The sequence below is a fragment of the Streptomyces sp. NPDC102490 genome (assembly GCF_044765285.1).
In the GTDB taxonomy this organism is placed as follows: domain Bacteria; phylum Actinomycetota; class Actinomycetes; order Streptomycetales; family Streptomycetaceae; genus Streptomyces.
The window spans coordinates 253,812-278,695 of the sequence record NZ_JBIWJU010000007.1 but is presented as its reverse complement, the minus strand read 5'-3'; the positions used below and the strand labels follow the sequence as shown (position 1 = coordinate 278,695).

Sequence of the window (24,884 nt, the reverse complement as noted above, 5' to 3'; positions counted from 1 at the left end):
GACGCGGCCCGCGAGCGGGGCGGGCGGGCGCGCGGGGCCGGTGCCTGCGTTGCAGAGCGCCGAGGGCGATTCCACGGTGGGCACAACATCCGACGCACCACCGAAAGGAAACCCCATGCGTCTGCCCGCACGGCGAATCGCCACCTCCGCCCTCACCGCCGGCCTGCTGATCGGCCTCTCCGGCCCGGCGGTGATGGCGGCCGACGGCGACTCGGTCCGGGAACGCACCCACGCGGCGTCCCACGCCCCCCTGCCCGACGCGGCGGAACTGGAGAGCCAGGTCGGCAGCCTGGCCGGTCTGGGCGGAGTGCTCACGCCGGTCACCGACCTGCTCAGCGCCGTCCTCAAGGCCGACGACGGCCGGCTCTCCGCCACGGACGCGGACAAGCTCTCCGCCGCCGTCAAGGACGCCCTCGCCAAGGCGGACGCCGCGGACACGGACGCCGCGGACACCGACGCCGACGACGCGGCGACCACCCCCGGCACCAGCACCCCGGCCCAGCCGCCGGCCGTCACCGCGCCGGAGACCGGCACCGACACCCCGGTCACGCTGCCGGCGCCCGTCACGGCCCAGAGCGACGACGGCACCGCGGCGGCCTCCGACCTGTCCGCGGCCGCGGAGGCCGAGCTCCAGAAGCGGCTCGACGCCCTGGTGAAGGCCAGCACCTCCGGTACCGCCGAACAGGTGAGCCCGGCCGTCAAGGACCTGATGACCGGCATCGTCAACGTCGTCGCCGCCACGATGGTCGGCAACGGTCTGCCGGCCGCGGACCTGGCCGGCCTGCCCGGCGTACCGACCGCGCCGGAGGCCGCCACGCCGGAGGCCGCGGCACCCGCGAACCCCTCCTGACGCCGAGCCGTCCCGGGCGTACCGGGCGTACCGGGCCGCCGTGCCTCCCTTCCGGAGGCGCGGCGGCCCTTCGCGTGTCCGGAGACGTCGAGCCCGGAGATCTCATATGTCTTCCGGACGGCGGAGTTTCCGGCCCCGGCGCAGGTCGTTAGGGAGGGCGTCAGCAATACCTCCGGTGACACAGGTCGCCGAAGAAAGGAACACGATGAAGTCCCTCAAGGCCGCCGCCGTCGTCGCCGGTTCCCTGGTCGCCGCCGGCTCCGCCGTGCCCGCGTTCGCCTACGACGCCTCCGACGCCGCCGCGCTCACGCCCACCAGCCTCAACGGCGCCGTGAACGCGCTGACCGCGGAGCGCATCGACGTCATGCCGATCAAGCACCAGTCGGAAGCGCGGTCCGACGCGCTGGACACCGAGAACAAGGACTCCGTGCTGCACACCGTGAAGGGCGCGACCACGAAGCTGAACTCCGCGAGCGGTCTGCTGGGCGGGCTCCCGCTGGGCGGCTGAGCCACCCCGCTCCCCGCCCTACCTCTGCTTGCCTCCGCCGTACCTCCGCGGTACGGAGCCGTGTCTCCCGCCTTCCCGAAGCCGTACCTCCCGCCTTCTCGAAAGGGACCGTGCCTGTCATGAAGCCGACCACCAGACGAACCCTGGCCGCCGTGGTCACCGGTGTGGCCGCCGCCGTGGGCGTGGCCGCGACCCCCGCCGCCGCGGCCCGCGCGGTTCCCGTGCCGGTGCCGCTGGGCGGCGCGGAGACGGCCCTCGGCATGGAACTGCCCGAGGTGGCCGGCGAGCTGCCGGTGCCCACGGCGGGCGCGCCGGAGGGCCCGCGGTACGTCGAGGGCCGGCTGCTGCCGGAGCGGACGCTGCCGCAGCTGCCGGTGCGCGGCGGGCTGCCCGGCGTCGACCTGCGCCAGCCGCTGCCGCACGTCCTCGGCGACGACTTCGACCACGCCGGTGTCGACGCCCCCGCCGCCGAGCTGCGCACCCTGGCGCCGGGACTGTCCCTGGACGCCCCGCTCACCGCGCCGAACCCCGGGGCCCTCGGCCTGCCGGCGCCCAAGCTCCCCGAGGCCGGTGTGCTCGCCCCGGTGGTCCAGACGGTCCCGGTGGCCGACCTGGGCGTCGGACCGGGGCTGTAACCCCCCTGGCGACCTCCGGCGACCTCGCCCGGCCGAGCGGCCGTGCTCCGACTGGCCCTGCGCGCGGTGACCGCGGGGCCCGTCGTTCGGTTAGCGGTGCGGACCAACGGAACCGGACGAGGAGTGAGCCATGGTCGGCAACGCGGGCGCGACAGCGAACGGCGCGTCAGGGAGCGGCGCGGAGCGGGAGCGGGCGGCGGAGGAATCGGCGAGAGGCGGGCCGGTCGCGGGCACTCGGCGGCAGGTGATGCGGGGGCTGCTCGCCCCGGCCCTCGCCGTCGGCCTGGCGCCCCTGATCGCCGCCTCGCGCCCCTCCCGGGCCACCGAGGCCGCCACCGACGGACCGGGGCCCGCCCCCGCCCACCCCGGGCCGCACGCCGCCGAGCCCGCCGGGGGCGCCGAGTCCGCCGGGAGCACCGGGGGCGCCGAGGGTGCCGCCGCCTTCGACGAGACCTACCGCGGTCGGCGCATCCGGGGCATCCGCTCCGCCGGGGGCCGGGCCGTGGGCGCCGGCACCTGGCAGGTCACCGTGGACGGCCGTCCGCTGCACCTGATGCGCCGGGCCGACGGCACCTGGCTGAGCATGGTCGACCACTACCGGTCCTACCCCACGCCGCTCGAAGCGGCCCGCGGCGCCGTCGACGAACTCGGCCCCGGCGAGCACCTGCGCGACACCCCGTCCACGGGCCACGACCAGCACTCCGGGGAGCGGCATGGCGTACACGCGTAAGGACGTCAGCACGCTGACCCGCAGTGAGAAGCGGCGGTTCGTCAACGCGCTGCTGGAGGTCAAACGACGCGGCGAGTACGACCAGTTCGTGCGCACCCACATCGAGTACTACGTCTCCGACGGCGAGGACGGACTGCGTACGGCGCACATGGCGCCGTCCTTCCTGCCCTGGCATCGCCGGTTCCTGCTGGACCTGGAGGAGGCGCTGCGCCGGGTGGACGATTCGGTCACCGTGCCCTACTGGGACTGGACGAAGAACCGCGGCGCCAAGTCGACGCCCTGGACCGCGGACCTCCTGGGCGGCACCGGACGGCGTTCCGACCACCGGGTCACCACCGGTCCCTTCGCCCACGCCGAGGGCAACTGGACCATCAAGGTGAACGTCACCGACACGGAGTACCTCACCCGGGACCTCGGGCGCGCGGGCGACCCCCTCGACCTGCCCACGAAGAGCGACCTGGAGTGGGCGCTGTCCGACCCGAAGTACGACACCTCGCCGTACGACTCCACGGTCCGCAAGGGGTTCCGCAACAAACTGGAGGGCTGGGGGGCCGGGCGGGGCAGCGTCTCCTGGCGCAACCACAACCGCGTGCACCGCTGGGTCGGCGGCGCCATGGTCGGCGGCGCCTCCGTCAACGACCCGGTGTTCTGGCTGCACCACGCCTTCGTCGACCTCCAGTGGTCGCGCTGGCAGGCCCGTCACCGCGGCGCCCGCTACCTGCCCGCCGAGCCGCCCGGCCGGGGCAGCGCGCAGCGCGGGCGGATCGTGGCACGGCACGAGAAGCTGCCGCCGTGGGACGTGACGCCGGACGAGCTGGAGGACGTCGGCCGGATCTACCGGTACGCCTGAGCGGAGCCGTCCCCGGCCACCGACGCGGAGGAGCCCCGGCCGGGAAGGCCGGGGCTCCTCCGTGCCTGGGGGCTCAGCTGCCGTAGCCGCCGCTCTTGTCCTCGTCGTCGCCGTTTTCGCAGGCGTTGCCGAAGGCCGGGTTCAGCAGGCCGATCACGTCGATGGTGTTGCCGCAGACGTTGACCGGCACATGCACGGGGATCTGGACGACGTTGCCGGACAGGACACCGGGCGAGCCGACGGCCGCGCCCGCCGCGCCCGCGTCCGCCATGGCCATGCCGGTGCCGCTGAGCACCACGGCACCGGCGCCGAGGGCGATGCCGGTGGCCTTCGCGATGCGAGACATCACGTTCTCCTTCTGACTCGGGGAGCACGGCGGCAGGACGCGCCGCCGCACTGCCGGTTCAACGCACCCGGTCGCGGCGGGTCACGGGGGGAATGTGCGGATCACCCTTTTTGAGCGCACGGGGTGCGGCGGACGGCGGCTCGCGGAAAACCGTTCCCGTGCGCGCCGGTGTGTCCACTAGCCTCCCGGCATGCCGAATGACCGATCCGACTCGTCCGTCGAGGATTCCGAGTCGCCCCAGTCCTTCCCGTCGCCCCCGTCGCCCCAGTGGCCTCGGCGGTCCGAGCGATCGGCGGACGCGTCGTCGCTGCCGGCCGCGCTCGCCGCGCTGCCCGCCCTCTTCGCCGAGGAGAGCCGGGTGCGGGCCTTCGCGGCCGTGGCGCTGGGCGCGGGCGACGCCGCGCGGGTGGCTCGGGCGGCCGGTCTCTCCGCGAAGGAGACGTCCGGTGCGTTGCGCCGACTGCGGGCGCTGGGCGTGGTGGCGTCCGGGGAGGACGGCGAACTCGTCGTAGTACACGACCGCTTCCGGGAGCTGACCGACGCGGGCCGTACGGCGTCGCGGGCCCCCGACGACCTCGCCGAGGCGGGCGACGACGGCCGGTCCGGCATGATCGTGCGGACCTTCGTCAGGAACGGCCGGCTGGTCCGTCTCCCCGCACGCTGGACGCGCAAGAAGGTGGTGCTGCGGCACATCGCCGAGCAGACCTTCGCACCCGGCGTGGAGTACCCGGAACGCACCGTCGACGAGAAGCTGCGCGCCTGGTGCGAGGACGGCGAGGTCGACCATGTGACGCTCCGGCGCCATCTGGTGGACTTCGGCCACCTGTGCCGGAGCGACGGCATCTACGCGCGCCCGGCGGACGCCGCCCGGACGGGCACCGCCTGAGCGTCCCTACGCCCGGCCCGGTGCCGGAGGCGTCATGCCCGGCCCGGTGCCGGAGGCGGGGGCACCGGCAGCCGCCGTACGGGTGAGCCCGCGAGGTAGGCCGCGATCGCCTCGACGGCCTGGCCGTAGTAGGTGGCGTAGTTGGCGCGCGAGACATAGCCCAGGTGGGGTGTGGCGAGCAGGCGCGGGGCGGAGCGCATCGGGTGATCGGCGGGCAGCGGCTCGGTGTCGAAGACGTCCACACCCGCGCCGGCGATGCGGCCCTCGTGCAGCGCGGCGAGCAGCGCCTCCTGGTCGACGATCGCCGCGCGCGAGGTGTTGACCAGGTAGGCGGTCGGTTTGAGCAGGGCCAGTTCGGCGGGGCCGAGCAGGCCGCGGGTGCGCTCGCCGAGGGCCAGGTGGACGGAGACGAAGTCGGCGCTGCTCAGCAGCTCTTCCTTGGAGGGGGCCAGTTCGACGCCGACCTCGTCGGTGCGCTCCCGGGTGAGGTGCTGGCTCCAGGCGCTCACCCGCATGCCGAAGGCCAGGCCGACCTGCGCCACCCGCCCGCCGATCCTGCCCAGGCCCAGCAGTCCGAGCCGGCGGCCGTGCAGGTCGGCGCCCACCGTCTGCTGCCAGGGCCCGCCCGCGCGCAGCCCGTTGCCCTCCTGGACGATGCCGCGGGCCAGGCCCAGCAGCAGGGCCCAGGTCAGCTCGACCGGCGGGGTGGAGGAGGAGGCCGTACCGCAGACGGTGACGCCGTGCGCCTCGGCGGCGGCGTAGTCGATCACGCTGTTGCGCATGCCGGAGGCGACGATCAGGCGCAGCCGGGGCAGCCGGGCGAGCAACGAGCCGGGGAACGGCACGCGTTCGCGCAGGGTGACCACGATGTCGGCGTCCGCGAGCGCCGCGGCGAGGGAGTCCTCGTCCGGGAAGTGGGTGTCGTAGGACACGACGTCCACACGGTCGGCGACCGGCGACCAGTCGGCCACCTCGGTCGCCACCCGCTGGTAGTCGTCGAGCACGGCGCAACGCAGTCGCACGGTGATGGTCCCTCTCGCCGAACGGGAAATGGCGCCGGCACCGGCGGAGGTGCCCTCCCGGAAGGAGGGAGCCCGGCGCCCCCGGCAGGACTCGAACCTGCGGCCAAGCGCTTAGAAGGCGCCTGCTCTATCCACTGAGCTACGGGGGCCTGGTGTGGTGGCCTCGGTCGTGGTGCCCGGGTGTGGGCCGGTCCCTGACCTCGCCGGGGACAAGGATAGGGCTCCCGACTCCCTGCCCCGGCTGCTTCCCCTCCGTGGCTCGATGTGGAGGTTCGGTGAAGCGATCCCGATAATCGCAGGCAGTTACGAATCGTGCATCGCTTTTGGCGTCTCGCGCATCGGGTGTTGTCCACTCGTTATGCCTGGACTGTCCTCGTGTCCCAGTAGTCCCTTCCGTCCGGAGTGTCCGGTCAGGGCGCAGACATGCTCATCATGCTCATATGCTTCAGAATTCCCTCAAAATTGGGCATTCTTCACATGTGGTGACCTTGGACGTACGGCCTCAGCTGCTCGACGCACTCTCCGCCCTGCGCGACCGTGTCGCGGCCGCACGCTTCCCGCTGCCCCTGCCGGGGGCCCCACGCGCGCGTGCCAACCGCGACGAACTGCTCGCCCAGCTCGACGACTACCTGGTGCCCCGCCTGAAGGAGCCGGAAGCGCCCCTGCTGGCCGTGGTGGGCGGGTCCACCGGCGCCGGGAAGTCGACCCTGGTGAACTCCCTGGTGGGACGCCGGGTCAGCGAGGCGGGTGTGCTGCGGCCCACGACCCGCACGCCGGTCCTCGTGTGCCACCCGGAGGACCACCACTGGTTCAGCGGCATGCGGGTGCTGCCCGACCTCACGCGCGTGTGGGTGCCCCACCGGGAGCCGGACGACGACCTGCTGCTGCCCGGCGAGAACCCCGCGCGCGTGCTGCGGGTCGAGACCGCCGACAGCCTGCCGCCCGGCATCGCCCTCCTGGACGCGCCCGATGTCGACTCCCTCGTCGCCGACAACCGCGTCCTGGCGGCCGAGCTGATCTGCGCCGCCGACATCTGGGTGATGGTCACCACGGCCGCGCGCTACGCCGACGCGGTGCCCTGGCACCTGCTGCGCACCGCCAAGGAGTACGACGCCACGCTGGTCACCGTGCTCGACCGGGTGCCCCACCAGGTGGTGTCCGAGGTGTCGCGGCAGTACGGGGCGCTGCTCACCAAGGCCGGGCTCGGCGACGTCCCCCGCTTCACGGTCCCCGAGCTGCCCGAGTCGGCCTGGGGCGGCGGACTGCTGCCGGCCAGCGCCGTGGCACCGCTGCGGTCCTGGCTCGTCCACCGGGCGCAGGAACTCGACGCCCGGCACCACGCCATGGCCCGTACGGCGCACGGCATCCTGGACTCGCTCAAGTCCCGGATGCCCGAACTGGCCGGGGCCACCGCCGCGCAGTACGCCGCCGCGCTGCGGCTCACCGCCGCCGTCGACGGCGCCTACGACAGGGAGCACGCGCGCGTACGGGGGCGGTTGCAGGCGGGCGCCGTGCTCGCCGGGGACGCGCTGAAGCGCTGGCGGGCCTTCCCCCTCGACTGCACCCCGGAGGAACTCCTCGACTCGCTGGTGGAGAGCCTGAGCGCCCTGCTGCTGTGCGCCGTGACGGCCGCCGACGAACGCGTCGACGAGGCATGGCGGCACGAACCGGCGGCGGACGCCCCCGAACTCGCGCACCGCGCCCCCGCACCGGAGAGCGCCGAGCACCGCATCGGGATGGCCGTACGGCGCTGGCGGCGCGAACTGGAGGAGTACGCCGAGGAGGAGGTGCGCGAGCTGGACCGGAACCTGGCACCGGACCCCGGGGTGGTGGCCGGCCTGGTCGCCACCGTGCTGCTCGGCGGGCGGCGCGCGCGCGTCGCCGGGGAACGGCTCGCCGAGCGGATCGGCGCCCACGGCGCGCTGCGGCTGCGCGACCGGGGCGGGCGGCTGCTCGAGGAATACGTCGACCGGGTCATGCACGTCGAGCGGGAGCGCAGGCTGGCGCCGCTCGACGGTCTCGAGGTGCACCCCGAGCCACAGGCAGAGCTCATCGCCGCGCTGTCCGTACTGCAGAAGGAGAGGTGACCGGTGACCGCCGTCACTGACCAGGACCCCACCGAGCACACCGAGCACACCGACCCTGAGCCGAAGGAGCCGGAACGCGCGGACCGGACCGCCGACACGCCGGGCTCCCGGGCCGACCGGGACAGGCGAGACGACCGGGACGACCGGGGCCGGGAGAGGCGAGACGACCGGCAGCAGCGAGACAGCCGGGACGGACAGGACCGCCGCGACGGGCAGGAGCGCCGGGGCCGGAAGGGCGACTCTGCGGAGCAGGCGGCCGTCCGCGAGCGTGCCGTTCGTGGGCGCGCTCCGCGTGAGGACGCGGCGGGGGAGGCGGGCGGGGCCGAGGACGCGGGAGGCGGGAGGCGTCCGCGGGAACGCGGGAGCCAACGCTCGGGCGACTCCCCCGCGCGCGTGCGCGACGAGGCCCCCGGGGCGCACCCCCGCGCGGACCGTACCGAGGGCACGACCGGTGGTGCGGGCGGTTCTGGCGGTGTCGGCGGTGCCGGTGGTTCTGGCGGTGGTGCGGGTGGTTCCGGGGACGGGGAGGCCGCCTGGGGCGACGGGCTGATCGCGCGGCGGGTGGACGAGAACGCCGGGGCCGAGCAGTTCGCCGCCCTGCCGAGCAGACCCGCCGCGACCTCGGCCGCCCTGATGCCGCTCGCCTACGACGGGAACCTCAGGTCGCGCCTGGACGCGCTGCGCGAACTGGTGGGGCTCTCCCGCACCCGGCTCGACAGCGGGACCCTGGCCGAGGCGGGCCGGGTCCTGGACGAGGCCGCCGCGCGGCGCAGGCTCTCCGGACAGCACACCGTCGTCGCCATCGCCGGCGCGACCGGCAGCGGAAAGTCGCAGCTGTTCAACACCCTCGCCGGGGTGACCATCTCCGAGACCGGCGTCCGTCGGCCGACCACCGCCGCGCCCATCGCGTGCAGTTGGAGCGACGGCGCCGCCAGCCTCCTCGACCGGCTCGGCATCCCGGGCCGGCTGCGCCGCCGTCCGCTCCAGCACCCGGACTCCGACTCGCCGCTGCGCGGGCTGGTCCTGATCGACCTGCCCGACCACGATTCGGCGGCCGTGCAGCACCGCGAGCAGGTGGACCGCATCCTGGCCCTGGTCGATGCCGTCATCTGGGTCGTCGACCCGGAGAAGTACGCCGACGCCCTGATCCACGAGCGCTATCTGCGGCCGATGGCGGGCCACGCGGAGATCACCTTCGTCGTCCTCAACCAGGTCGACCGGCTGCCCGGGGAGGCCGCCGAGCAGGTCCTCGACGACCTGCGGCGCCTGCTCGACGAGGACGGCATCGCACTGGGCGAGCACGGCGAACCGGGCGCGACCGTGCTGGCCCTGTCCGCGCTCACCGGGGAGGGGGTCGGCGAACTGCGCGAGACACTCGGCCAGTTCGTCGCCGAACGGCAGGCTCCGGCCCGCCGCATCGCGGCCGATGTGGACGCCGCCGCCCGGCGCCTGCGTCCCGTGTACGTCACGGGGCAGCGCACCGGGCTCAGTGAGGAGGCGCGGGAGGAGTTCGCGGACCGGCTGGCCGACGCGGTGGGCGCCACCGCGGCGGGCGAGGCCGCCGAACGCGCCTGGCTGCGCAATGCCAACCGCGCGTGCGGGACTCCCTGGCTGCGGCTGTGGCGCTGGTACCACGACCGGCGCGATCCCGTCACGGGACGGCTGTCCACCCGCGCCCAGGCGGACGAGGAGGCCACGGCCCGCCAGCGCGTCGAGCACGCGGTGCGTACGGTCTCGGACCGGGCGTCGGCCGGACTGCCGGCGCCGTGGGCCTTGGCGATGCGCGAGGCGGCCGTCCGCGGGGCGCAGGGGCTGCCCGAGGCCCTCGACGAGCTGGTGGTGCGCGCTGGGCTGCCCCCGGGACGTCCGCCGCGGCCCGGATGGTGGCCGGTGGCCGTCCTCGCCCAGGCGACCATGACCCTGCTCCAGGTGGTGGGCGGCCTGTGGCTGCTGGGCCAGATCGTCGGCGTCGTGCCGCCGAACCTGGGGGTGCCCGTGCTGCTGATGCTGGCCGGCATCGTCGGCGGCCCCCTCATCGAATGGAGCTGCCGCCTGGCGGCCCGCGGCCCCGCCAGGCGCTACGGCCACGAGGCGGAACGCCTGTTGCGGGAGGCGGCCGCGGGGTGCGGCCGGGCCAGGGTGCTGGACCCGCTGGCGGCGGAACTGCTGCGGTACCGCGAGGTGCGGGAACAGTACGCGCGGGTCACGGGCGCGGGGACCGGGGTCGGGGTGGGGACCGGGCTCGGGGCCGCGACGAGGTAGCGGCGCTCGGCCACGGCCGCCACCCGTGCGGGTGGCGGAGTTCTCCACAGACGCCGGGCCGGTCCACAGCCCTCGGCGGACCGGCTCGACCGCGGGCAATCTGGCCTCCACGGCGATCGCGACGGACGCGGTCGCCCCGGCCGCCGTACGGGACGGGCCCGTGCGGGAGGGAGGACTCGCGATGAACGAGACGATGATCTGCGCGGTGGGCAACGTGGCTACCCAGCCGGTCTTCCGAGAGCTGGCGAACGGACCGTCGTTGCGCTTCCGGCTCGCGGTCACCGCGCGCTACTGGGACCGCGAGAAGAGCGCCTGGACGGACGGACACACCAACTTCTTCACGGTGTGGGCCAATCGGCAGCTCGCCGCCAACGCCTCGGGGTCACTGGCGGTGGGCGACCCCGTCGTCGTGCAGGGCAGGCTGAAGGTGCGCACCGATGTGCGCGAGGGGCAGAGCAGGACCTCGGCCGACATCGACGCGGTGGCGATCGGCCACGATCTCGCCCGCGGCACGGCGGCCTTCCGGCGCACCGGCAGGGCGGAGGCATCGACCTCGCCACCCCAGCCGGAACCCAACTGGGAGGTGGCGGCCGGGGGATCGGCCGGGGAACCGGCGGGGGAGTCGGCGGAGCAGTCGGCCGGTGCGACCCCCGAACAGCGACCGGAGCCCGTCCCGGTGGGATGACAGAGAGGGGGATGACATCGAGGGGGGATGACACCGAGGCCGGCCGGCGTCGCCGAAACCGCCCGAAGTACGGCTTGTCCGCGCATACACCTGCGGCGACCCGGGTGGATTTGTCGATAAGCCCTGCTCAACGACGCTCTCGGCGATAACGATTCCGATTCGGATCACCGTGCGGGCGACGATCACCGGCAAGCCCGGTCCGTCAGGTCCTTAGGATGCCGAACGAGCCTTGTGTGGCTGCTGATTCTGCTGGTGGGACCGTTCCCCCCACGTCAACGGGTCCTGCTCGAAGGGGAATGTGGTGTTTTCTTCGCTCGCTGCGCCGTCTCTGCCCGGTCGAGGGGCGGCGCGTCTCGCCGCCGGGGCGCTGGCGTCCGTGCTCGCCGTCGCCGGTGTGGTGACCGGTGCGGCACCGGCCGCCGCCCGGGACGGCGTACGGGGACAGGGCGGGGCGACGGCCACGATAGGCGGCCTGAAGACGCACGGCACCGCGGTCATCCACGGGGAGGACGGCGACCAGCAGGTGCCGGCCGGCCTGTTCGAGATGTCCGTCGACGGCGGCGGCATGCTCCAGACGTACTGCGTCGACATCCAGAACCCGACGCAGAAGGACGCGAAGTACCAGGAGACTCCCTGGAGCGGGACGTCGCTGGGCACCAACAAGGACGCCGGCCGCGTCCGCTGGATCCTGGGGAACTCCTACCCGCAGGTCAACGACCTGGCCGCGCTCGCGAAGAAGGCGGGCGTCCGGGGCGGGCTCACCGAAGAGGACGCGGCGGCCGGTACCCAGGTCGCCATCTGGCGGTACTCGGACGACACGGACGTCGAGGCCGTCGACCCGCAGGCCGAGCGGCTCGCCGACTACCTGGAGAAGAACGCCCGCGCCCTGGCCGAGCCCGCGGCCTCCCTCACCCTCGACCCGCCGGCCGTCTCGGGCCGCCCCGGCGAGCGGCTCGGCCCGGTCACGGTCCACACCGACGCGGGCAACGCGACGGTGACGCCCCCGGTGGACGCCACCGCCGAGGACGCCGTACGGATCGTCGACAAGAAGGGCGAGCCCGTCACCGAGGTCACCGACGGCACCCAGATCTTCTTCGACGTGCCCGAGGACGCTGAGGCCGGCACCGCCCGGCTGTCCGTCCAGGCGTCGACGACCGTGCCGGTCGGCCGCGCCTTCGCCTCCGAGAGCCGCAGCCAGACGCAGATCCTGGCCGGTTCCAGCGAGTCGACGGTCGCCGCGACGGCGACCGCCACCTGGGCCGCCGAGGGCCCGATACCCGCCCTGTCCGCCGAGAAGAACTGCGCCGAGGGCACCCTCGACATCACCGCGCTCAACCAGGGCGACGCGCCCTTCACCTTCGAACTGCTTGACACCGAGTACACCGTCGCGGCGGGCGCAACCCGGACGGTGCCGGTCCCGCTGCCGGAGGACCGCGCCTACGACTTCACGATCCGCGGCCCGGCCGGCTTCGAGCAGCGCTTCAGCGGCGTCCTCGACTGCCGCACCCAGAGCGCCACCCTGGCCGACACCACCCACACCCTCAGCGAACCGGCCCCCGCCACGGTCGTCACCCCTTCCCCCGACGCCAACCCCAACCTCGCCGAAACCGGCAGCTCCGACGCGACCCCCCTGATCGGCGGCGCGGCCATCGGCCTCGTGCTCATCGGCGGCGCGGTCCTGCTGCTCGTCCGCCGGAGGAACGAAGCGTGACGACGAGCACGGCGCGATAGCGCAGTGCACGAAACCCCCAGGTCACAGAGGTCGAGCCAAACGGGTTTCCTCCCAGCGGTGGCGGTGCGGCAAGATGGGGTGTATCTGACCACTGCCTGATCAAGCTGCCGGACGGTTTCTCTTGGCTGAGTACATTTACACCATGCGCAAGGCGCGCAAGGCGCACGGCGACAAGGTGATCCTTGATGACGTCACCCTGAGCTTCCTGCCCGGCGCGAAGATCGGTGTGGTCGGACCGAACGGCGCCGGTAAGTCGACCGTTCTGAAGATCATGGCGGGGCTCGAGCAGCCCTCGAACGGGGACGCCTTCCTGTCCCCGGGGTACACCGTCGGCATCCTGCTCCAGGAGCCCCCGCTCAACGAGGCGAAGACCGTCCTGGAGAACGTCCAGGAGGGTGTCGCCGAGGTCAAGGGCAAGCTCGACCGGTTCAACGAGATCGCCGAGCAGATGGCGACCGACTACTCGGACGCGCTGCTCGAGGAGATGGGCAAGCTCCAGGAGGAGCTGGACCACGCCAACGCCTGGGACCTCGACGCCCAGCTGGAGCAGGCCATGGACGCGCTGGGCTGCCCGCCCGGCGACTGGCCCGTCGTGAACCTCTCCGGTGGTGAGAAGCGGCGCGTCGCGCTGTGCAAGCTGCTGCTGGAGGCCCCCGACCTGCTGCTGCTCGACGAGCCCACCAACCACCTCGACGCCGAGTCGGTGAACTGGCTGGAGCAGCACCTCGCCAAGTACGAGGGCACCGTCGTGGCCGTCACCCACGACCGGTACTTCCTGGACAACGTCGCCGGCTGGATCTGCGAGGTCGACCGCGGCCGCCTGCACGGCTACGAGGGCAACTACTCCAAGTACCTGGAGACCAAGGCCACCCGCCTCAAGGTCGAGGGCCAGAAGGACGCCAAGCGGCAGAAGCGCCTCAAGGACGAGCTGGAGTGGGTGCGCTCCAACGCCAAGGGCCGCCAGGCCAAGTCCAAGGCCCGCCTCGCCCGGTACGAGGAGATGGCCGCCGAGGCCGACAAGATGCGGAAGCTGGACTTCGAGGAGATCCAGATCCCGCCGGGCCCGCGGCTCGGCAACGTGGTCGTCGAGGTGAACAACCTCAGCAAGGCCTTCGGGGAGAAGGTGCTGATCGACGACCTGTCCTTCACGCTGCCGCGGAACGGGATCGTCGGGGTCATCGGCCCCAACGGCGCCGGTAAGACGACCCTGTTCAAGATGATCCAGGGGCTTGAGGAGCCGGACTCCGGCGAGATCAAGGTCGGCGACACCGTCAAGATCTCCTACGTCGACCAGAGCCGCGAGCACATCGACCCGAAGAAGACGCTGTGGGCCGTCGTCTCCGACGAGCTGGACTACATCAACGTCGGCCAGGTGGAGATGCCGTCGCGCGCGTACGTCTCCGCCTTCGGGTTCAAGGGGCCGGACCAGCAGAAGGCGGCCGGGGTCCTCTCCGGCGGCGAGCGCAACCGGCTGAACCTCGCGCTCACCCTCAAGCAGGGCGGCAACCTGCTGCTCCTCGACGAGCCGACCAACGACCTCGACGTCGAGACCCTCAGCAGCCTGGAGAACGCGCTGCTCGAGTTCCCCGGCTGCGCCGTGGTCGTCTCCCACGACCGGTGGTTCCTGGACCGCGTCGCCACCCACATCCTCGCCTACGAGGGCGAGTCCAAGTGGTTCTGGTTCGAGGGCAACTTCGAGTCGTACGAGAAGAACAAGGTCGAGCGGCTCGGCGCCGACGCCGCCCGCCCGCACCGCGCCACCTACAAGAAGCTGACCCGGGGCTGATCTTGCGGCACATCTACCGCTGCCCACTGCGCTGGGCGGACATGGACGCGTACGGCCACGTCAACAACGTGGTCTTCCTCCGCTACCTGGAGGAGGCCCGTATCGACTTCCTGTTCCGCCCGGAGAAGGACTTCAAGCAGGGGTCGGTGGTGGCACGCCATGAGATCGACTACAAGCGGCAGCTCGTCCACCGGCACCGCCCGGTCGACATCGAGCTGTGGGTCACGCAGATCAGGGCGGCGTCGTTCACCCTCACCTACGAGGTCAAGGACGGGGACGAGATCTACGTCCGCGCCTCCACGGTGATCGTGCCGTTCGACTTCGAGGCGCAGCGGCCCCGCCGGCTCACCGCCGAGGAACGGGAGTTCCTGGAGGAGTACACGGACACCAAGGAGGAGGCCGTCGCCGCATGACGGTCCTCCACCTGGCCGACGAGGGGGAGGCCGCGGATCTCGCGGCCTTCCTCTCCCGGCTGCTCCACTACGACCGTTCGGCCGCGGTACGCCTCCAGGCGGCCGGCACCGCCCTGGCCGTCTTCGGGCGCCCGCCCTCCTTCGAGGTGCTGGCCGTACGCGCGGTACGGCTGGCCAAGCCGTACGAGAACGGGCTCGACGTCACGCTCGACGTGACCGTCTCCGCCGGTGAGCTGCTGGAGACCGTGGACGAGCAGGCGGCCACCTCCGGCGTGCCGGACGCGGTGACCGGGCCGCCCTGGGCCGGGGTGCTGCCCCCGCGCGGGGGCTGGCGGACCGAGGCGGGACTGCCCGCCCCGGACGCCCTGCGCGCGCTGGTCGCCGCCGCGGTGGCGGAGTTCCGGGCGCGTACGGCGGAGCTGGCCCCCGAGGACCGTACGCGGGCCGAACTGGACCGGGTCGGGCGGGACATCTGGTCCCGGAGCGTCGGGGACACCGGGCTGCCGGTGCGGGCCGTGCACGCCGCCCAGTCGCTCGGGTTCCTGCGGCCGCGCGGAACATCGGCCTCTGGCCCCGGAACCGGAGGGGACGCGCCGAAGCTGCTGTCCTCCGGTGCGTGGCTGCGGCTGCGCACGCCCTTCGGGTCCGTCGCGCTGCGGCGGGCGGGGACCGGAGCCCTGGGCATCAGCGTGCGCTGAGGCCGCTCGTTCAGCGCTGGGGCTCGCTGTCGTCCGGGCGTACGGCGATGTGGTCCGACTCCAGTTCCAGGGCGACGCGGTCGCGCATGCCGAGGGCCGCGGTGTAGTCGGCGGGCAGCTGGAGCCGGCCGGCGCGGTCGAGCATGGCGTACTCGCGGGCCACCACCGTCTCGTGGCCGGTCTCGGCGTCCACCTCGCTGCGGCGCAGCACCTCCGTGGAGGTGCGGCCGTCGCGGATGGCGACGGTGCGGCGGACCTCACCGGCCACCGCCTGGTCGTGGGTGACGATGACGACCGTGGTCCCCAGGTGCTCGTTCGCCGTGCGGAACGCGGCGAAGATCTGTTCCGCGGTGTGGGAGTCCAGCTCGCCCGTCGGCTCGTCCGCCAGCAGCACGGACGGATTGCCCGCGAGGGCCACGGCGATGGCGACCCGCTGCTGCTGCCCGCCGGACAGCTGCTGCGGGCGCCGGTCGCGGCAGTCCGCGACGCCCATCAGGTCCAGGAGCTCCAGGGCGCGCTCGGCGCGCGCCGCCCGGCGTCCGCCGGTGCCGGCCAGCTGCATGGGCAGGGCCACGTTCTGCGCGGCCGTCAGGTACGGCATCAGGTTGCGGGCCGTCTGCTGCCACACGAAGCCGACCACCGTGCGGCGGTAGGCCAGGCGGTCCTTCGCCGTCATCGCGAGCAGGTCGCGCCCCGCGACCCGGGCCGCCCCGGCGGTCGGCGTGTCCAGCCCCGCCAGGATGTTCATCAGCGTGGACTTGCCGCTGCCCGAGGCGCCGACCAGCGCCATCAGCTCGCCCTCCCGGACCAGCAGGTCGAGCCCTTGCAGGGCCTGCACCTCCACGCCGTCCGCGCTGAAGATCCGCACCAGGCGGTCGCAGGTGATCAGGGCGTCGTGGCCGTACGCGGGCCGGTGCCGGGCCGCGGTGGCGCGGTCGGCCAGGTCCGCGAGGGTGGGGTCGGTCGTCATCGGGTCTCCTCCGTGTCTCCGTCCGCGGCCCGCCGGGTCCGTGTCTTCGCTCGCGCCCTCACCGCGCGTCACCCGCCCGGAGTTCCGCCACCGCGCCGCGCCGGCCCGTCCACCACGCCTGGAATGCCGCCACCCCCACCGCCAGGACCAGCACCGCGACCGCCGGGACGGCCAGCGACCACGGGTCGGCGCTCAGTTCCGCGCGCCCCGCCGGGGACGTCGGCGCCGACACCGCGATGGTCGTCAGGTCGATGCCGGGGGAGAGCAGCCGGACGGCCGCCCAGCCGGTCAGGACGCCGCCCAGTGCCGCGGGCAGCGCCTGCGGGAGCGACTCCAGGACGAGCAGGCGGCGGCCCTGGGCGCGGGTGAGGCCCATGGTGCGCAGCCGGGCGAGGAGGGCGGCGCGTTCGGGCGCGGCGCTCGCGAGGGACAGCAGCAGGGCCAGGACCGCGTAACCGGCGCCGGCGGCCACGGCGGCCGTGTAGATGTGCTCCGCACCCGACTGCAACGGCGAGTCCACGTACGTGCCGCGCTCCTGGGACCGCAACTGGACGGTGCCCGCGCCGTCCGCCGCCCGGCGCACCGCGCCCGCGTCCAGGTCGTCGCCGGTCAGCAGCAGCACGTTCGGCCGGACCGCCCCGGCCGGCAGCCCGGCCCGGTCCACGACGAGGAACTCGTCGCCGTACACGGCCGGGGTGCGGTCGCGGACCAGCACGATCCGCAGGGTGGCGGCGCTGCCGTCGGCCAGGCGCACCTGGAAGGTGTCGTCGCCGAACCGTTCGGCGACCGTCGGCGAGGCGAGCGCGGGCAGCACGGCGTCCTCGGAGCCGCCCTCGGCGCCGTCCGGCCGTCTCAGCTCGCCCGCGGGGAACGCGCCGAGGTCCGTCCGCCCGGCCAGCGCCGCGTAGTCGCCCGGGTCGACCGTCGCGAGCGGCAGCGACTGGCGGCCGTCGTTCGTCCTGGCTTGGTGGTCGAGGCCGACCTCGGTGACCTCCCGCACCCCGGGCACCTTCCCGAGCCGGCCGGGCAGCCCGGCGGGCAGCGCGGCCTCCGCCTCCACCCGGCCGTCGGCGCCGACGGAGAGCAGTGCCGCCCGGTCGCGGGCGTCGGCGACGCCGCTGAGGACCGAGCCGCCGAACGCCGCCACGGTGAACGCGGTCAGCAGCGCGAGCAGCGGCAGCACGGCGGAGGCGGAGCCGCGGCCGGCCCGGGCCAGCGCGAGCGGCCCGACGGCACCCCGCAGCCGCCGGGCCGGGCGGGCCAGCCCGCGCAGCGGCAGGGGATACAGGCGCACCAGCACCAGCGCGGCGATCACCCCGACCAGGACCGGGGCCAGCGCCACCAGGTCACCGGCGCCGTCCGACGCCCCGCGCCGGCGCAGCAGCTCGACCGCGCCGAGCGCGAGGACCACGACGGTCAGTTCGGCGACCGTACGGCGCCGGGACGCACGCGGGGACACCGCGTCGCGACGGCCGTCGTGGACCCGTACGGCACGGTGTGCGGCGGCGGCCCGCAGCGGCAGCGCCAGGCAGGCCACGGCGGTGACCGCGACGGCGGCCCACAGCGCGGGGAGCGGCCGGCCGCCGCCGGGCAGTGCGAGCAGGGCCACGCCGAAGCCGAGGGCGCCCGCGGGCACGGCCACCACCGCCGTCTCGGCCAGCAGCCGTCCCGCCATACCCCGTACGGACGCGCCGCGGGCCCGCAGCAGGGCCAGCTCGGCACGCCGCCGGTCGCAGGCCAGGCCGCCCGCCATCAGCAGGACGACGGCGGCGACCGTGCCCGCGCCCGAGGCGGCGACGACGATCAGCGGGCCGATGTCGCCGCGGAGTTCCCCGTACGTGGTGAAGGCGCTGTCGAGTCCGGTCGTGACGTCGGTGAAGGGGCTGATCGTCGCGTGCAGCGTCTCCAGGCCGGGACCGGACTCCAGAGAGGCCACGGCGGAGGAGAGGCCGTCGAGGTCGCGGCTGTGCAGGGCGTCCGGGTCGGGGGTCAGGTGCCAGTAGCGGACCGTGGGGGTCACGGTCAGCAGCGCGGGGGCCGCCTCGGGGGCGAGCAGCAGGCCGCCGACCCAGTAGGAGGGGTTGGAGGCCCCCATCGGTCCCGGGGTGCGCCGCAGGGAGGGGGTGCGCAGCAGGGAGTCGACGGACCAGTAGGGGCTGTCGGGTTCCTCGGGCGTGACGATGCCGGTGACGCGGACGGTGAGATCCTGCTGGCCGGAGACGTGGACGACCGAGCCGACCTTGATGTGCAGCGTGCGGGCCGTCTCCTCGGTCACCGCGGCCTGCACCTCGGCGGTCGAGGCGGTCGCCTCCTCGCCGGGGACCTCGGGCAGCCGGCCGGAGCGCAGCCGGGTGTGGTCGGCGAGACCGTGCGGGGCGGCGAGGAGCATCTCCGCGGGGAGGCCGTCGGGCCGGGGCAGCCACGTGTCCGGCGACGGCAGGGTCTCGGTGGCGCGGACGCCGTAGGAGGAGCGCTTCTCGTCGATGACGAGCGGAGGTTCGACGGTGCCGAGGGTGGACTCGTAGAGGCCGGTGAGGCGTTCGGGCCGGACGCTCTCCTCCGTGTGGGCCACCTCTCCGTCGAGGTCCGGCTGGGCGGTGATCAGGATGCCGCTCTCGTCGACCGGGGCGTGCTCGACGGCCTGGCGCAGCCCGGCGTCCGTGTACCGGTCCAGCGCCCGGGGGAACGCGGCGGCCAGGCACGCGGTCACCGCCACCAGCACCGCCAGCGCGACGGCGGCGCCGGGCGCGGCCCGCAGCCGGGTACGCACCCAGGGCGCGGTCACAGGGTTCACCGTCCGGTACCTCCGTCCTTGAGGGACACCGCGACCTCCGCGCGGCGCGGTGGTGGCAGGGGCGGAGCGACGGCCGCGGTGGTCGTCAGCGGTACGGGCCGGTGGCCCGCCAGGCCACGGGCGCACGGGTCGTCCGGCTCCGGCAGGGCACGCGCGCGCGGGTCGTCCGGCAGGGCGGGGGAGTGGGGCCGGGTGGAGGACACGGGCGTGGTCGCGGGTGTCAGCGGCCGGTGGCTCCGGGGGCCTTGAGGGTCACTGTCGGGTCGGTGGGGCGTGGGGCCGGTGCGGTCGTGGGCAGGGGCGGGGCGGGCGTCGTCAAGGGCGCCGGTGGGGTCGTCCGGCAGGGTGCGGGAGTGGGGCGGGGTGGGGGTCCGGGGTGTGGTCGTGGGGGTCAGCGGCTGGTGCCTTCGGGGGGCTTGAGGGTCGCCGTCGGGTCGGTGGGGCGTGGGGGCGGTGCGGTCGTGGGCAGTGGTGGGGTGGGCGTCGTCAAGGGCGCCGGTGGGGTGGTCCGGCAAGGCGCGGGAGTGGGGCCGGGGTGTGGTCGCGGGGGTCAGCGGCCGGTGCCTTCGAGGGGCTTGAGGGTCACCGTCGGGTAGGTGGGGCGTGGGGGCGGTGTGGTCGTGGGCAGTGGTGGGGCGGGTGTCGTCAAGGGTGCCGGTGGGGTGGATCGGCAGGGCGCGGGTGACGGTCCGGGGTGTCGTCGTGGGGTTCACCGGCCGGTGCCTCCGGGGGACTTGAGGGTCGCCGTCGGGTCGGTGCGGCGCAGGGACAGGGCCGCGGTGACCAGGAGCGGGACGACGGCCATGCCGGCCAGCAGCAGGGCGATGCGGTCGCCCGGCAGGGTCACGTGGACGTCCGGTACGGGGCGGGTGGCCTGCGGGGTCAGGACGGTCAGCGGGATCACCGCCCGGGTCAGGACCGCGCCCAGGGCGGCGCCGGTCAGCAGGGCCAGGCCGGTCAGCACGCCCTGCTCGGCGGCGACCATGCGGGCCAGCCCGCGGCGGGAGGCGCCCAGGGCGCGCAGTACGGAGAACTCGGTGCCGCGCTCGCGCAGCGACCCGGCCGCGCTGACCGCGAAGCCGACCGCGGCGAGCGCCGCCGCCACCAGGGTCGCCGCGGCGAACGCCGCCCCGGGACCGGCGCCGAACGGGTCGTCGCGCAGCCGCTCGGCGACCTCGTCGCGCACCAGGACCTGGGCCGGTGCGGTGTCCGGGAACGCCCGCAGGCCCACTGCCGCCTCCTCGGTCCGCCCCGGCCCGGCCCGCAGCCACCACTCGGTGGGCGCGACGGCGGCGCCGTACCTGCCCTGCAACCGCCGGTTGACCGTCGGCAGGTCGACCAGCAGGGCGCCGCCGAACCGCGCCGAGGGGGTCTCGGGCCCGGTGCCCGGCAGCTCGCGCACGGAGCGGACGATCCGCACCGGGACGTCGTGGCCGCCGATCAGCACCGTGACGCGCTGCCCGGTGCGGGCGCCGGAGGAGTCGAGGAAGCGGTCGGTGGCCACCGCGGTCACCTCGGCGGGCTTCGGCTGCGCGACCCGCAGCCGCACGGTCAGCGTGGTGATCTTCCAGCCGCCGTCCGAGCGGCCGGTGGAGTACTCGACGGCGAGCGGTTCCGAGCCGGGCAGGCGGGGCTTGGACGGGGCGCCGGCCGCGTTCGGTACGGCGGGCGGGGGCGCCAGTTCCGACCCGGCCGTCCAGGCGTCGGGCAGCGGCACCCGGCGTACCGTCCCGTCGGCGGCCGTGGCCGTCACCTGCCGTACGGTCAGGCGGTGTTGCTCGCTGCGGCCGCCGGGCTGGACCACCGTGGACTCGACGCCGGTCAGGGTGAGCGGACCGGCGGAGACGTCCAGGCGGAGGGTGTGCTCCCGGCCGTCGGCGGCCAGCGGACCGGCCGCCAGCCGGTACGGGGTGCCCCAGCGGTCCTCGACGGTGACCGTCACGTCCGCCGACCCGGAGTCGGCCGCGCCCGGGTCGGCGCCCCGGACGGCCAGCGTCGCCGCCAGCGCGAGCCGGGCCGTGCCCGCCGGGATCTTCGCGTCCTTCGACGGCCGGCCTGGCGCCATCCCGGACAGCAGCGCCCGCGGCGACTCGTCGGCCAGGTCCGGCCGCATCAGCATCAGGCCCGCCGCGTGCGAGGTGTCCAGCGCGAGCACCGTCGCCGTCCGGTCGCCGGACAGCGAGACCTCGGACCGCGCCGCGGGGGCGACCTCCGCCACACCCGCGACGCCCGCGACCAGGTCGGTGCGGCCCGGGCCCGGCGTGCCCGCGGCCTGCACCCGGAGCGGCGCCCCCGTGCGGAAGTCGGCCTGGTCGTCCTGCGAACGGGACCACGAGGCGCCCTGCCCGATCGCCATCGTGCCCAGCGCCACGGCCAGCACCAGCAGCAGCACGGGACCCGCCCCGCGCATCGGACGGCGGCTCAGCTGCCAGCCCGCCAGCGCCGCCGCGAGCCCGCGCCCGCTCGCCGCCCGGCGCTCCGCGAGCCGCGCCACCAGCGGCAGCAGCCGCAGCGCCAGCACCGTCCCGGCCAGCAGCGCCAGCGTGGGCGTCGCCACGAACAGCGGATCGACCCCCAGGCCGCCCGCCTCCTCGGCCTCGCCCGTCCCGGCGGCGGCGGAGGTCTGCTGGTCCAGCTGCCAGTAGGCGATACCGGCGATCACCAGCAGGCCCACGTCCGCCCCGGCCCGCAGCCAGCCCGGCAGCGCCCGCGACCGGCCGCCGCCGGCCTCCGGCGCGAGGGTCAGCGCGGGCAGCGTCACGGCCAGCGTGCACCCGAGGGCCGCGACCGCCGCCACCAGCCACACCGTGCCGCTGCCGCCGGCCGCAGGCTCCCAGCCGAGCCCGATCCTGGCCGGCGCCCCCTGACCGGCCAGCAGCCGGATCAGCGGTCCGGCCAGCAGCGGCGCGCAGACCAGCGCGGGCACCGCCAGCAGCAGCGCCTCCAGCGCGGACCCCGCCGCCAGCCGGGACCGGGAGGCGCCGCGTGCCCGCAGCAGCCGCAGCTCGCCCGCCCGCTCCACGCTCAGCAGCCGCGCCACCAGCAGCAGCGCGCCGCCCGCCAGCAGCACCAGCTGCGCCGCGATGACCAGGAGGGTGGAACGGGAGACCTCCAGCGAACGGTCGAGACGCTCCAGGATCGCGGGCAGGTCGGTGGTCGCCGCGGTGGTGCCGCTGAGCACCTGCTGCTCGCGCAGCCACGCCAGACCGCCCCGGGCCGCGTCCCCGAGGTCCTGCGTCCGCCCGGTCGTCAGCGACGCGTAGTCCGCCGTCACCAGCCACCCGGAGGAACCCGCGCTGACCCGGCCACCGCTGAGCGCACCGGGCGGGGCGAGCAGCGGCCCGTACGTCGTGAAGCCACCCTGCTGGAGGCCGCGCCCGGACAGGTCGTCGAGGCGCCAGTACGGTGACCCGGCGTCGACCGGCCGGTACAGGCCGCTCACCACGATGCGGACGGCGGGGCCGTCGAGCCGGTCGGTGAGGGTGAGGCGGTCGCCCGTACGGACACCGATGCGCTCGGCGGCGGCCACCGGCACCGCCACCTCGACGGCTCCGTCGGCGTCCGGGCCCCCGTGCGCGGGCATCCGGCCCTCGTCGACGCGGACCTGCGCCGGGTCGAGCGCCGCGAAGAACGTCAGGTCGGGGTCGCCGGACCGCTCGGTGGGCGGCCGCAGGGAGCCGGGCAGCGCGTACGGGCCCGAGCGCACCAGGGTCCGTACCGTACGCGGCAGCCCCTCGAAGGTCTTCGCGGCGCCCTCCCGCACGGTGGCGTCGGCGGCCTGTCGCTGCTCGGCCGGTACCTCCGCCTTCACGATCAGCGCGGCGTCGGCCCCGGTGCGCGGGTCGGCGAGGGCGTGCCGCAGGGCCGCGTCGCCGATGGCGCCCGAGTAGGCGGTCAGGGTGGCCAGCACCGTGGTGGTCAGTAGGACGGTGAGCAGGGCCGCGGCCAGCAGCAGGCGGTGCGCCCGCGCCCGCAGCAGCACGAACCCCGCGAGCCCCCCGTACCCCGCCACCCGGCCCCCCGCCGCTGTTGTCCAGACCTCTCCGGGATGGTGGCAGAGGGGGAGGTACGGAAGTAAGCGCCTGGGACGTGGACTTGACCGGATTGTGACCGGAATCCGGCGTCAGCTGACCGGAATGCGCCCGTCAGCCCGGGGTGTTGATCATCGAGGCCGCCGCGTACGTCAGGTACTTCCACAGCGTCTGCTCGTGCTCCTCGGACAGGCCCAGCTCGTCGAGCGCCACCCGCATGTGCTTCAGCCAGGCGTCGTGCGCGGCCCGGTCGACGGCGAAGGGCGCGTGCCGCATCCGCAGCCGCGGGTGGCCGCGGTTGTCGCTGTACGTCGTCGGGCCGCCCCAGTACTGCATGAGGAACAGCGCGAACCGGTCCTCGGCCGGGCCCAGGTCCTCCTCCGGGTACATCGGCCGCAGGATCGGGTCCTCGGCGACCCCCTCGTAGAAACGGTGGACGAGGCGGCGGAAGGTCTCCTCCCCGCCGACCTGCTCGTAGAAGGTCTGCTCCTGAAGCGTGCCGCGCCGAATCTCGTTCACGCCGTCCATGGTCTCAGACACGGGGACATAGGACCGAGGACCTAGGACCGCCCCGGGACCCTGCCCGCCGTGCGCCCGGCCCGTACTGTGGAGACATGGGCGGGTACGAGGATCTGGACGGCCTCGCCGCCTCCGCGCGGGCGGAGCTGGTGCGGGAGATCGAGCTGAGCGGCGCCTGGGCGGCTGACCCGGTGTGGCGGGAGGCGTTCCGGGAGGTCCCGCGCCACCTGTTCGTGCCGTACTACTACGTCGGCGTCCGGGGCGGCTACGAACGCCGGTGGGGCGAGGACCCCGATCCCGGCGCCCGCGAGCGCTGGGTGCGCGGCGCGTACGCCGACGCCCCGCTGGCGACCCGGCTGCGCGACGGCGAACTGCTCTCCTCCAGCAGCCAGCCCTCGCTGATGGCGATGATGCTGGTCGAGCTGGACGTGCGGGACGGTCACCGGGTCCTGGAGATCGGCGCCGGCACCGGCTACAACGCGGCCCTGCTCGCGCACCGCCTCGGCGACGACGACCTGATCACCACCGTCGATCTGGAGCCGGAGATCACCGAGTCGGCCCGCCGGCACCTGGACACCGCCGGGTACCACCCGGCCGTCGTCACGGGCGACGGCGCTCGGGGCGTCCCCGAGCGCGCCCCCTACGACCGGATCCTCGCCACCTGCACGCTGCCCAGGGTGCCGCGCGCCTGGCTGGCCCAGTGCCGCCCCGGCGGCCGGATCCTGACCCCGCTGGCCACCGGCCTCGTCGTCCTCACCGTCCACGACGCCGGGCACGCCGAGGGGCGCTTCCTGCACACGCCCGCGTACTTCGTACCGCTGCGCGGCGCGGACCGTGCCGAGCCCGAGACGCCGGGCCTGGGCGGCGTACCGCGCCGGGCCCGGGAGGACGACCTGTTCCGCTTCCTGCTGGCGCTGAGCCGGGGCGGGCTCGATCCGCAGGAGGCGTACGCGCTGTGGGACCGCGAGGACGCCCCGCGCCGGGAGCGCTACGGCATCACCGTCAGCGGCGAACGGGCCTGGGCGTGGCTGGACGACCCCGAGGGCCCCTACGCCTGGCCGTTCGCCTGACGGTGCGCGC

General features: G+C 74.8%; 20 protein-coding genes and 1 tRNA gene. 14 read left to right on the top strand and 7 right to left on the bottom strand.

Annotated elements, in window-relative coordinates; translation table 11 throughout:
* The first annotated feature begins 115 nt into the window (after positions 1 to 115).
* The 5 genes from ACIRGB_RS18135 (at position 116) to ACIRGB_RS18115 (ending at position 3,573) form a co-directional block, all read left to right on the top strand.
* Positions 116 to 850: a hypothetical protein gene (locus tag ACIRGB_RS18135; RefSeq protein WP_403865476.1), complete on the top strand. Its 735-nt coding sequence runs from the start codon at positions 116 to 118 to the stop codon at positions 848 to 850.
* A gap of 205 nt (positions 851 to 1,055) precedes the next feature.
* Entirely contained in the window at positions 1,056 to 1,358 is a 303-nt protein-coding gene (locus ACIRGB_RS18130) for a hypothetical protein (RefSeq protein WP_403865473.1), read from the top strand.
* 119 nt (positions 1,359 to 1,477) lie between these two features.
* A complete protein-coding gene (locus tag ACIRGB_RS18125) occupies positions 1,478 to 1,993 on the top strand; it encodes a hypothetical protein (RefSeq protein WP_403865470.1) in 516 nt (171 codons plus the stop codon).
* Positions 1,994 to 2,123: 130 nt separating this feature from the next.
* On the top strand, positions 2,124 to 2,723 hold the full coding sequence (locus ACIRGB_RS18120) for a tyrosinase family oxidase copper chaperone (RefSeq protein ID WP_403865467.1): 600 nt from the start codon (positions 2,124 to 2,126) through the stop codon (positions 2,721 to 2,723).
* Entirely contained in the window at positions 2,707 to 3,573 is an 867-nt protein-coding gene (locus tag ACIRGB_RS18115) for a tyrosinase family protein (RefSeq protein WP_403865464.1), read from the top strand. Before ACIRGB_RS18120 ends, ACIRGB_RS18115 begins: the two co-directional genes overlap by 17 nt.
* Before the next feature lie 73 nt (positions 3,574 to 3,646).
* On the opposite strand, the gene chpF is transcribed toward ACIRGB_RS18115, so the two are convergent.
* The gene (gene chpF, locus ACIRGB_RS18110) at positions 3,647 to 3,919 is read right to left on the bottom strand and encodes a chaplin ChpF (RefSeq protein ID WP_104635758.1); all 273 of its coding nucleotides are present in this window, start codon (positions 3,917 to 3,919) and stop codon (positions 3,647 to 3,649) included.
* Positions 3,920 to 4,226: 307 nt separating this feature from the next.
* On the opposite strand from chpF, the gene ACIRGB_RS18105 reads away from it, so the two are divergent.
* Entirely contained in the window at positions 4,227 to 4,805 is a 579-nt protein-coding gene (locus ACIRGB_RS18105; protein ID WP_403866034.1) for a DUF2087 domain-containing protein, read from the top strand.
* Between the two features lie 32 nt (positions 4,806 to 4,837).
* Here ACIRGB_RS18105 and ACIRGB_RS18100 read toward each other — a convergent pair whose 3' ends face one another.
* Positions 4,838 to 5,827 carry a D-2-hydroxyacid dehydrogenase family protein gene (locus tag ACIRGB_RS18100; protein ID WP_403865461.1) on the bottom strand — a complete coding sequence of 330 codons (990 nt, stop codon included), beginning with the start codon at positions 5,825 to 5,827 and terminating at the stop codon, positions 4,838 to 4,840.
* A gap of 76 nt (positions 5,828 to 5,903) precedes the next feature.
* Positions 5,904 to 5,976 (bottom strand) — tRNA-Arg (locus tag ACIRGB_RS18095).
* A gap of 330 nt (positions 5,977 to 6,306) precedes the next feature.
* On the opposite strand from ACIRGB_RS18095, the gene ACIRGB_RS18090 reads away from it, so the two are divergent.
* The 7 genes from ACIRGB_RS18090 to ACIRGB_RS18060 all read left to right on the top strand — a co-directional run bounded on the left by ACIRGB_RS18090 (position 6,307) and on the right by ACIRGB_RS18060 (position 15,490).
* A complete protein-coding gene (locus ACIRGB_RS18090; RefSeq protein WP_403865458.1) occupies positions 6,307 to 7,914 on the top strand; it encodes a dynamin family protein in 1,608 nt (535 codons plus the stop codon).
* A 3-nt stretch (positions 7,915 to 7,917) separates the two neighbouring features.
* Complete coding sequence (locus tag ACIRGB_RS18085; protein WP_403865455.1) at positions 7,918 to 10,176, top strand: YfjP family GTPase; 2,259 nt, start codon at positions 7,918 to 7,920, stop codon at positions 10,174 to 10,176.
* 181 nt (positions 10,177 to 10,357) lie between these two features.
* Positions 10,358 to 10,861, top strand: a complete 504-nt coding sequence (locus ACIRGB_RS18080) for a single-stranded DNA-binding protein (protein ID WP_403865452.1) — start codon at positions 10,358 to 10,360, stop codon at positions 10,859 to 10,861.
* Positions 10,862 to 11,162: 301 nt separating this feature from the next.
* Positions 11,163 to 12,572, top strand: coding sequence for a Cys-Gln thioester bond-forming surface protein (locus ACIRGB_RS18075; RefSeq protein WP_403865449.1), 1,410 nt, complete (start codon positions 11,163 to 11,165; stop codon positions 12,570 to 12,572).
* 142 nt (positions 12,573 to 12,714) lie between these two features.
* Entirely contained in the window at positions 12,715 to 14,379 is a 1,665-nt protein-coding gene (gene ettA / locus ACIRGB_RS18070) for an energy-dependent translational throttle protein EttA (RefSeq protein WP_403865446.1), read from the top strand.
* A gap of 2 nt (positions 14,380 to 14,381) precedes the next feature.
* Positions 14,382 to 14,792, top strand: a complete 411-nt coding sequence (locus ACIRGB_RS18065) for an acyl-CoA thioesterase (protein WP_403865443.1) — start codon at positions 14,382 to 14,384, stop codon at positions 14,790 to 14,792.
* Positions 14,789 to 15,490 (top strand): hypothetical protein, encoded by a 702-nt coding sequence (locus ACIRGB_RS18060; protein ID WP_403865439.1) that lies wholly within the window; start codon positions 14,789 to 14,791, stop codon positions 15,488 to 15,490. Before ACIRGB_RS18065 ends, ACIRGB_RS18060 begins: the two co-directional genes overlap by 4 nt.
* A 10-nt stretch (positions 15,491 to 15,500) precedes the next feature.
* Here the strand turns inward: ACIRGB_RS18060 and ACIRGB_RS18055 are convergent, their stop codons facing one another.
* The 4 genes from ACIRGB_RS18055 to ACIRGB_RS18040 form a co-directional block, all read right to left on the bottom strand.
* Positions 15,501 to 16,460, bottom strand: coding sequence for an ABC transporter ATP-binding protein (locus tag ACIRGB_RS18055; protein ID WP_403865436.1), 960 nt, complete (start codon positions 16,458 to 16,460; stop codon positions 15,501 to 15,503).
* Between the two features lie 58 nt (positions 16,461 to 16,518).
* A complete protein-coding gene (locus ACIRGB_RS18050) occupies positions 16,519 to 19,254 on the bottom strand; it encodes an FtsX-like permease family protein (RefSeq protein WP_403865433.1) in 2,736 nt (911 codons plus the stop codon).
* Between the two features lie 709 nt (positions 19,255 to 19,963).
* A complete protein-coding gene (locus tag ACIRGB_RS18045) occupies positions 19,964 to 23,266 on the bottom strand; it encodes an FtsX-like permease family protein (RefSeq protein WP_403865430.1) in 3,303 nt (1,100 codons plus the stop codon).
* 133 nt (positions 23,267 to 23,399) lie between these two features.
* Positions 23,400 to 23,813, bottom strand: coding sequence for a globin (locus tag ACIRGB_RS18040; RefSeq protein WP_011028501.1), 414 nt, complete (start codon positions 23,811 to 23,813; stop codon positions 23,400 to 23,402).
* A gap of 86 nt (positions 23,814 to 23,899) precedes the next feature.
* On the opposite strand from ACIRGB_RS18040, the gene ACIRGB_RS18035 reads away from it, so the two are divergent.
* Entirely contained in the window at positions 23,900 to 24,874 is a 975-nt protein-coding gene (locus ACIRGB_RS18035; RefSeq protein WP_403865427.1) for a methyltransferase domain-containing protein, read from the top strand.
* Positions 24,875 to 24,884: the final 10 nt, after the last annotated feature.

Coding starts and splice junctions, on each gene's coding strand:
- ACIRGB_RS18135 (WP_403865476.1), top strand. CDS start 116: ATGCGTCTGCCCGCACGGCGAATCGCCACCTCCGCCCTCACCGCCGGC.
- ACIRGB_RS18130 (WP_403865473.1), top strand. CDS start 1,056: ATGAAGTCCCTCAAGGCCGCCGCCGTCGTCGCCGGTTCCCTGGTCGCC.
- ACIRGB_RS18125 (WP_403865470.1), top strand. CDS start 1,478: ATGAAGCCGACCACCAGACGAACCCTGGCCGCCGTGGTCACCGGTGTG.
- ACIRGB_RS18120 (WP_403865467.1), top strand. CDS start 2,124: ATGGTCGGCAACGCGGGCGCGACAGCGAACGGCGCGTCAGGGAGCGGC.
- ACIRGB_RS18115 (WP_403865464.1), top strand. CDS start 2,707: ATGGCGTACACGCGTAAGGACGTCAGCACGCTGACCCGCAGTGAGAAG.
- chpF (WP_104635758.1), bottom strand. CDS start 3,919: ATGTCTCGCATCGCGAAGGCCACCGGCATCGCCCTCGGCGCCGGTGCC.
- ACIRGB_RS18080 (WP_403865452.1), top strand. CDS start 10,358: ATGAACGAGACGATGATCTGCGCGGTGGGCAACGTGGCTACCCAGCCG.
- ACIRGB_RS18060 (WP_403865439.1), top strand. CDS start 14,789: ATGACGGTCCTCCACCTGGCCGACGAGGGGGAGGCCGCGGATCTCGCG.
- ACIRGB_RS18055 (WP_403865436.1), bottom strand. CDS start 16,460: ATGACGACCGACCCCACCCTCGCGGACCTGGCCGACCGCGCCACCGCG.
- ACIRGB_RS18040 (WP_011028501.1), bottom strand. CDS start 23,813: ATGGACGGCGTGAACGAGATTCGGCGCGGCACGCTTCAGGAGCAGACC.
- ACIRGB_RS18035 (WP_403865427.1), top strand. CDS start 23,900: ATGGGCGGGTACGAGGATCTGGACGGCCTCGCCGCCTCCGCGCGGGCG.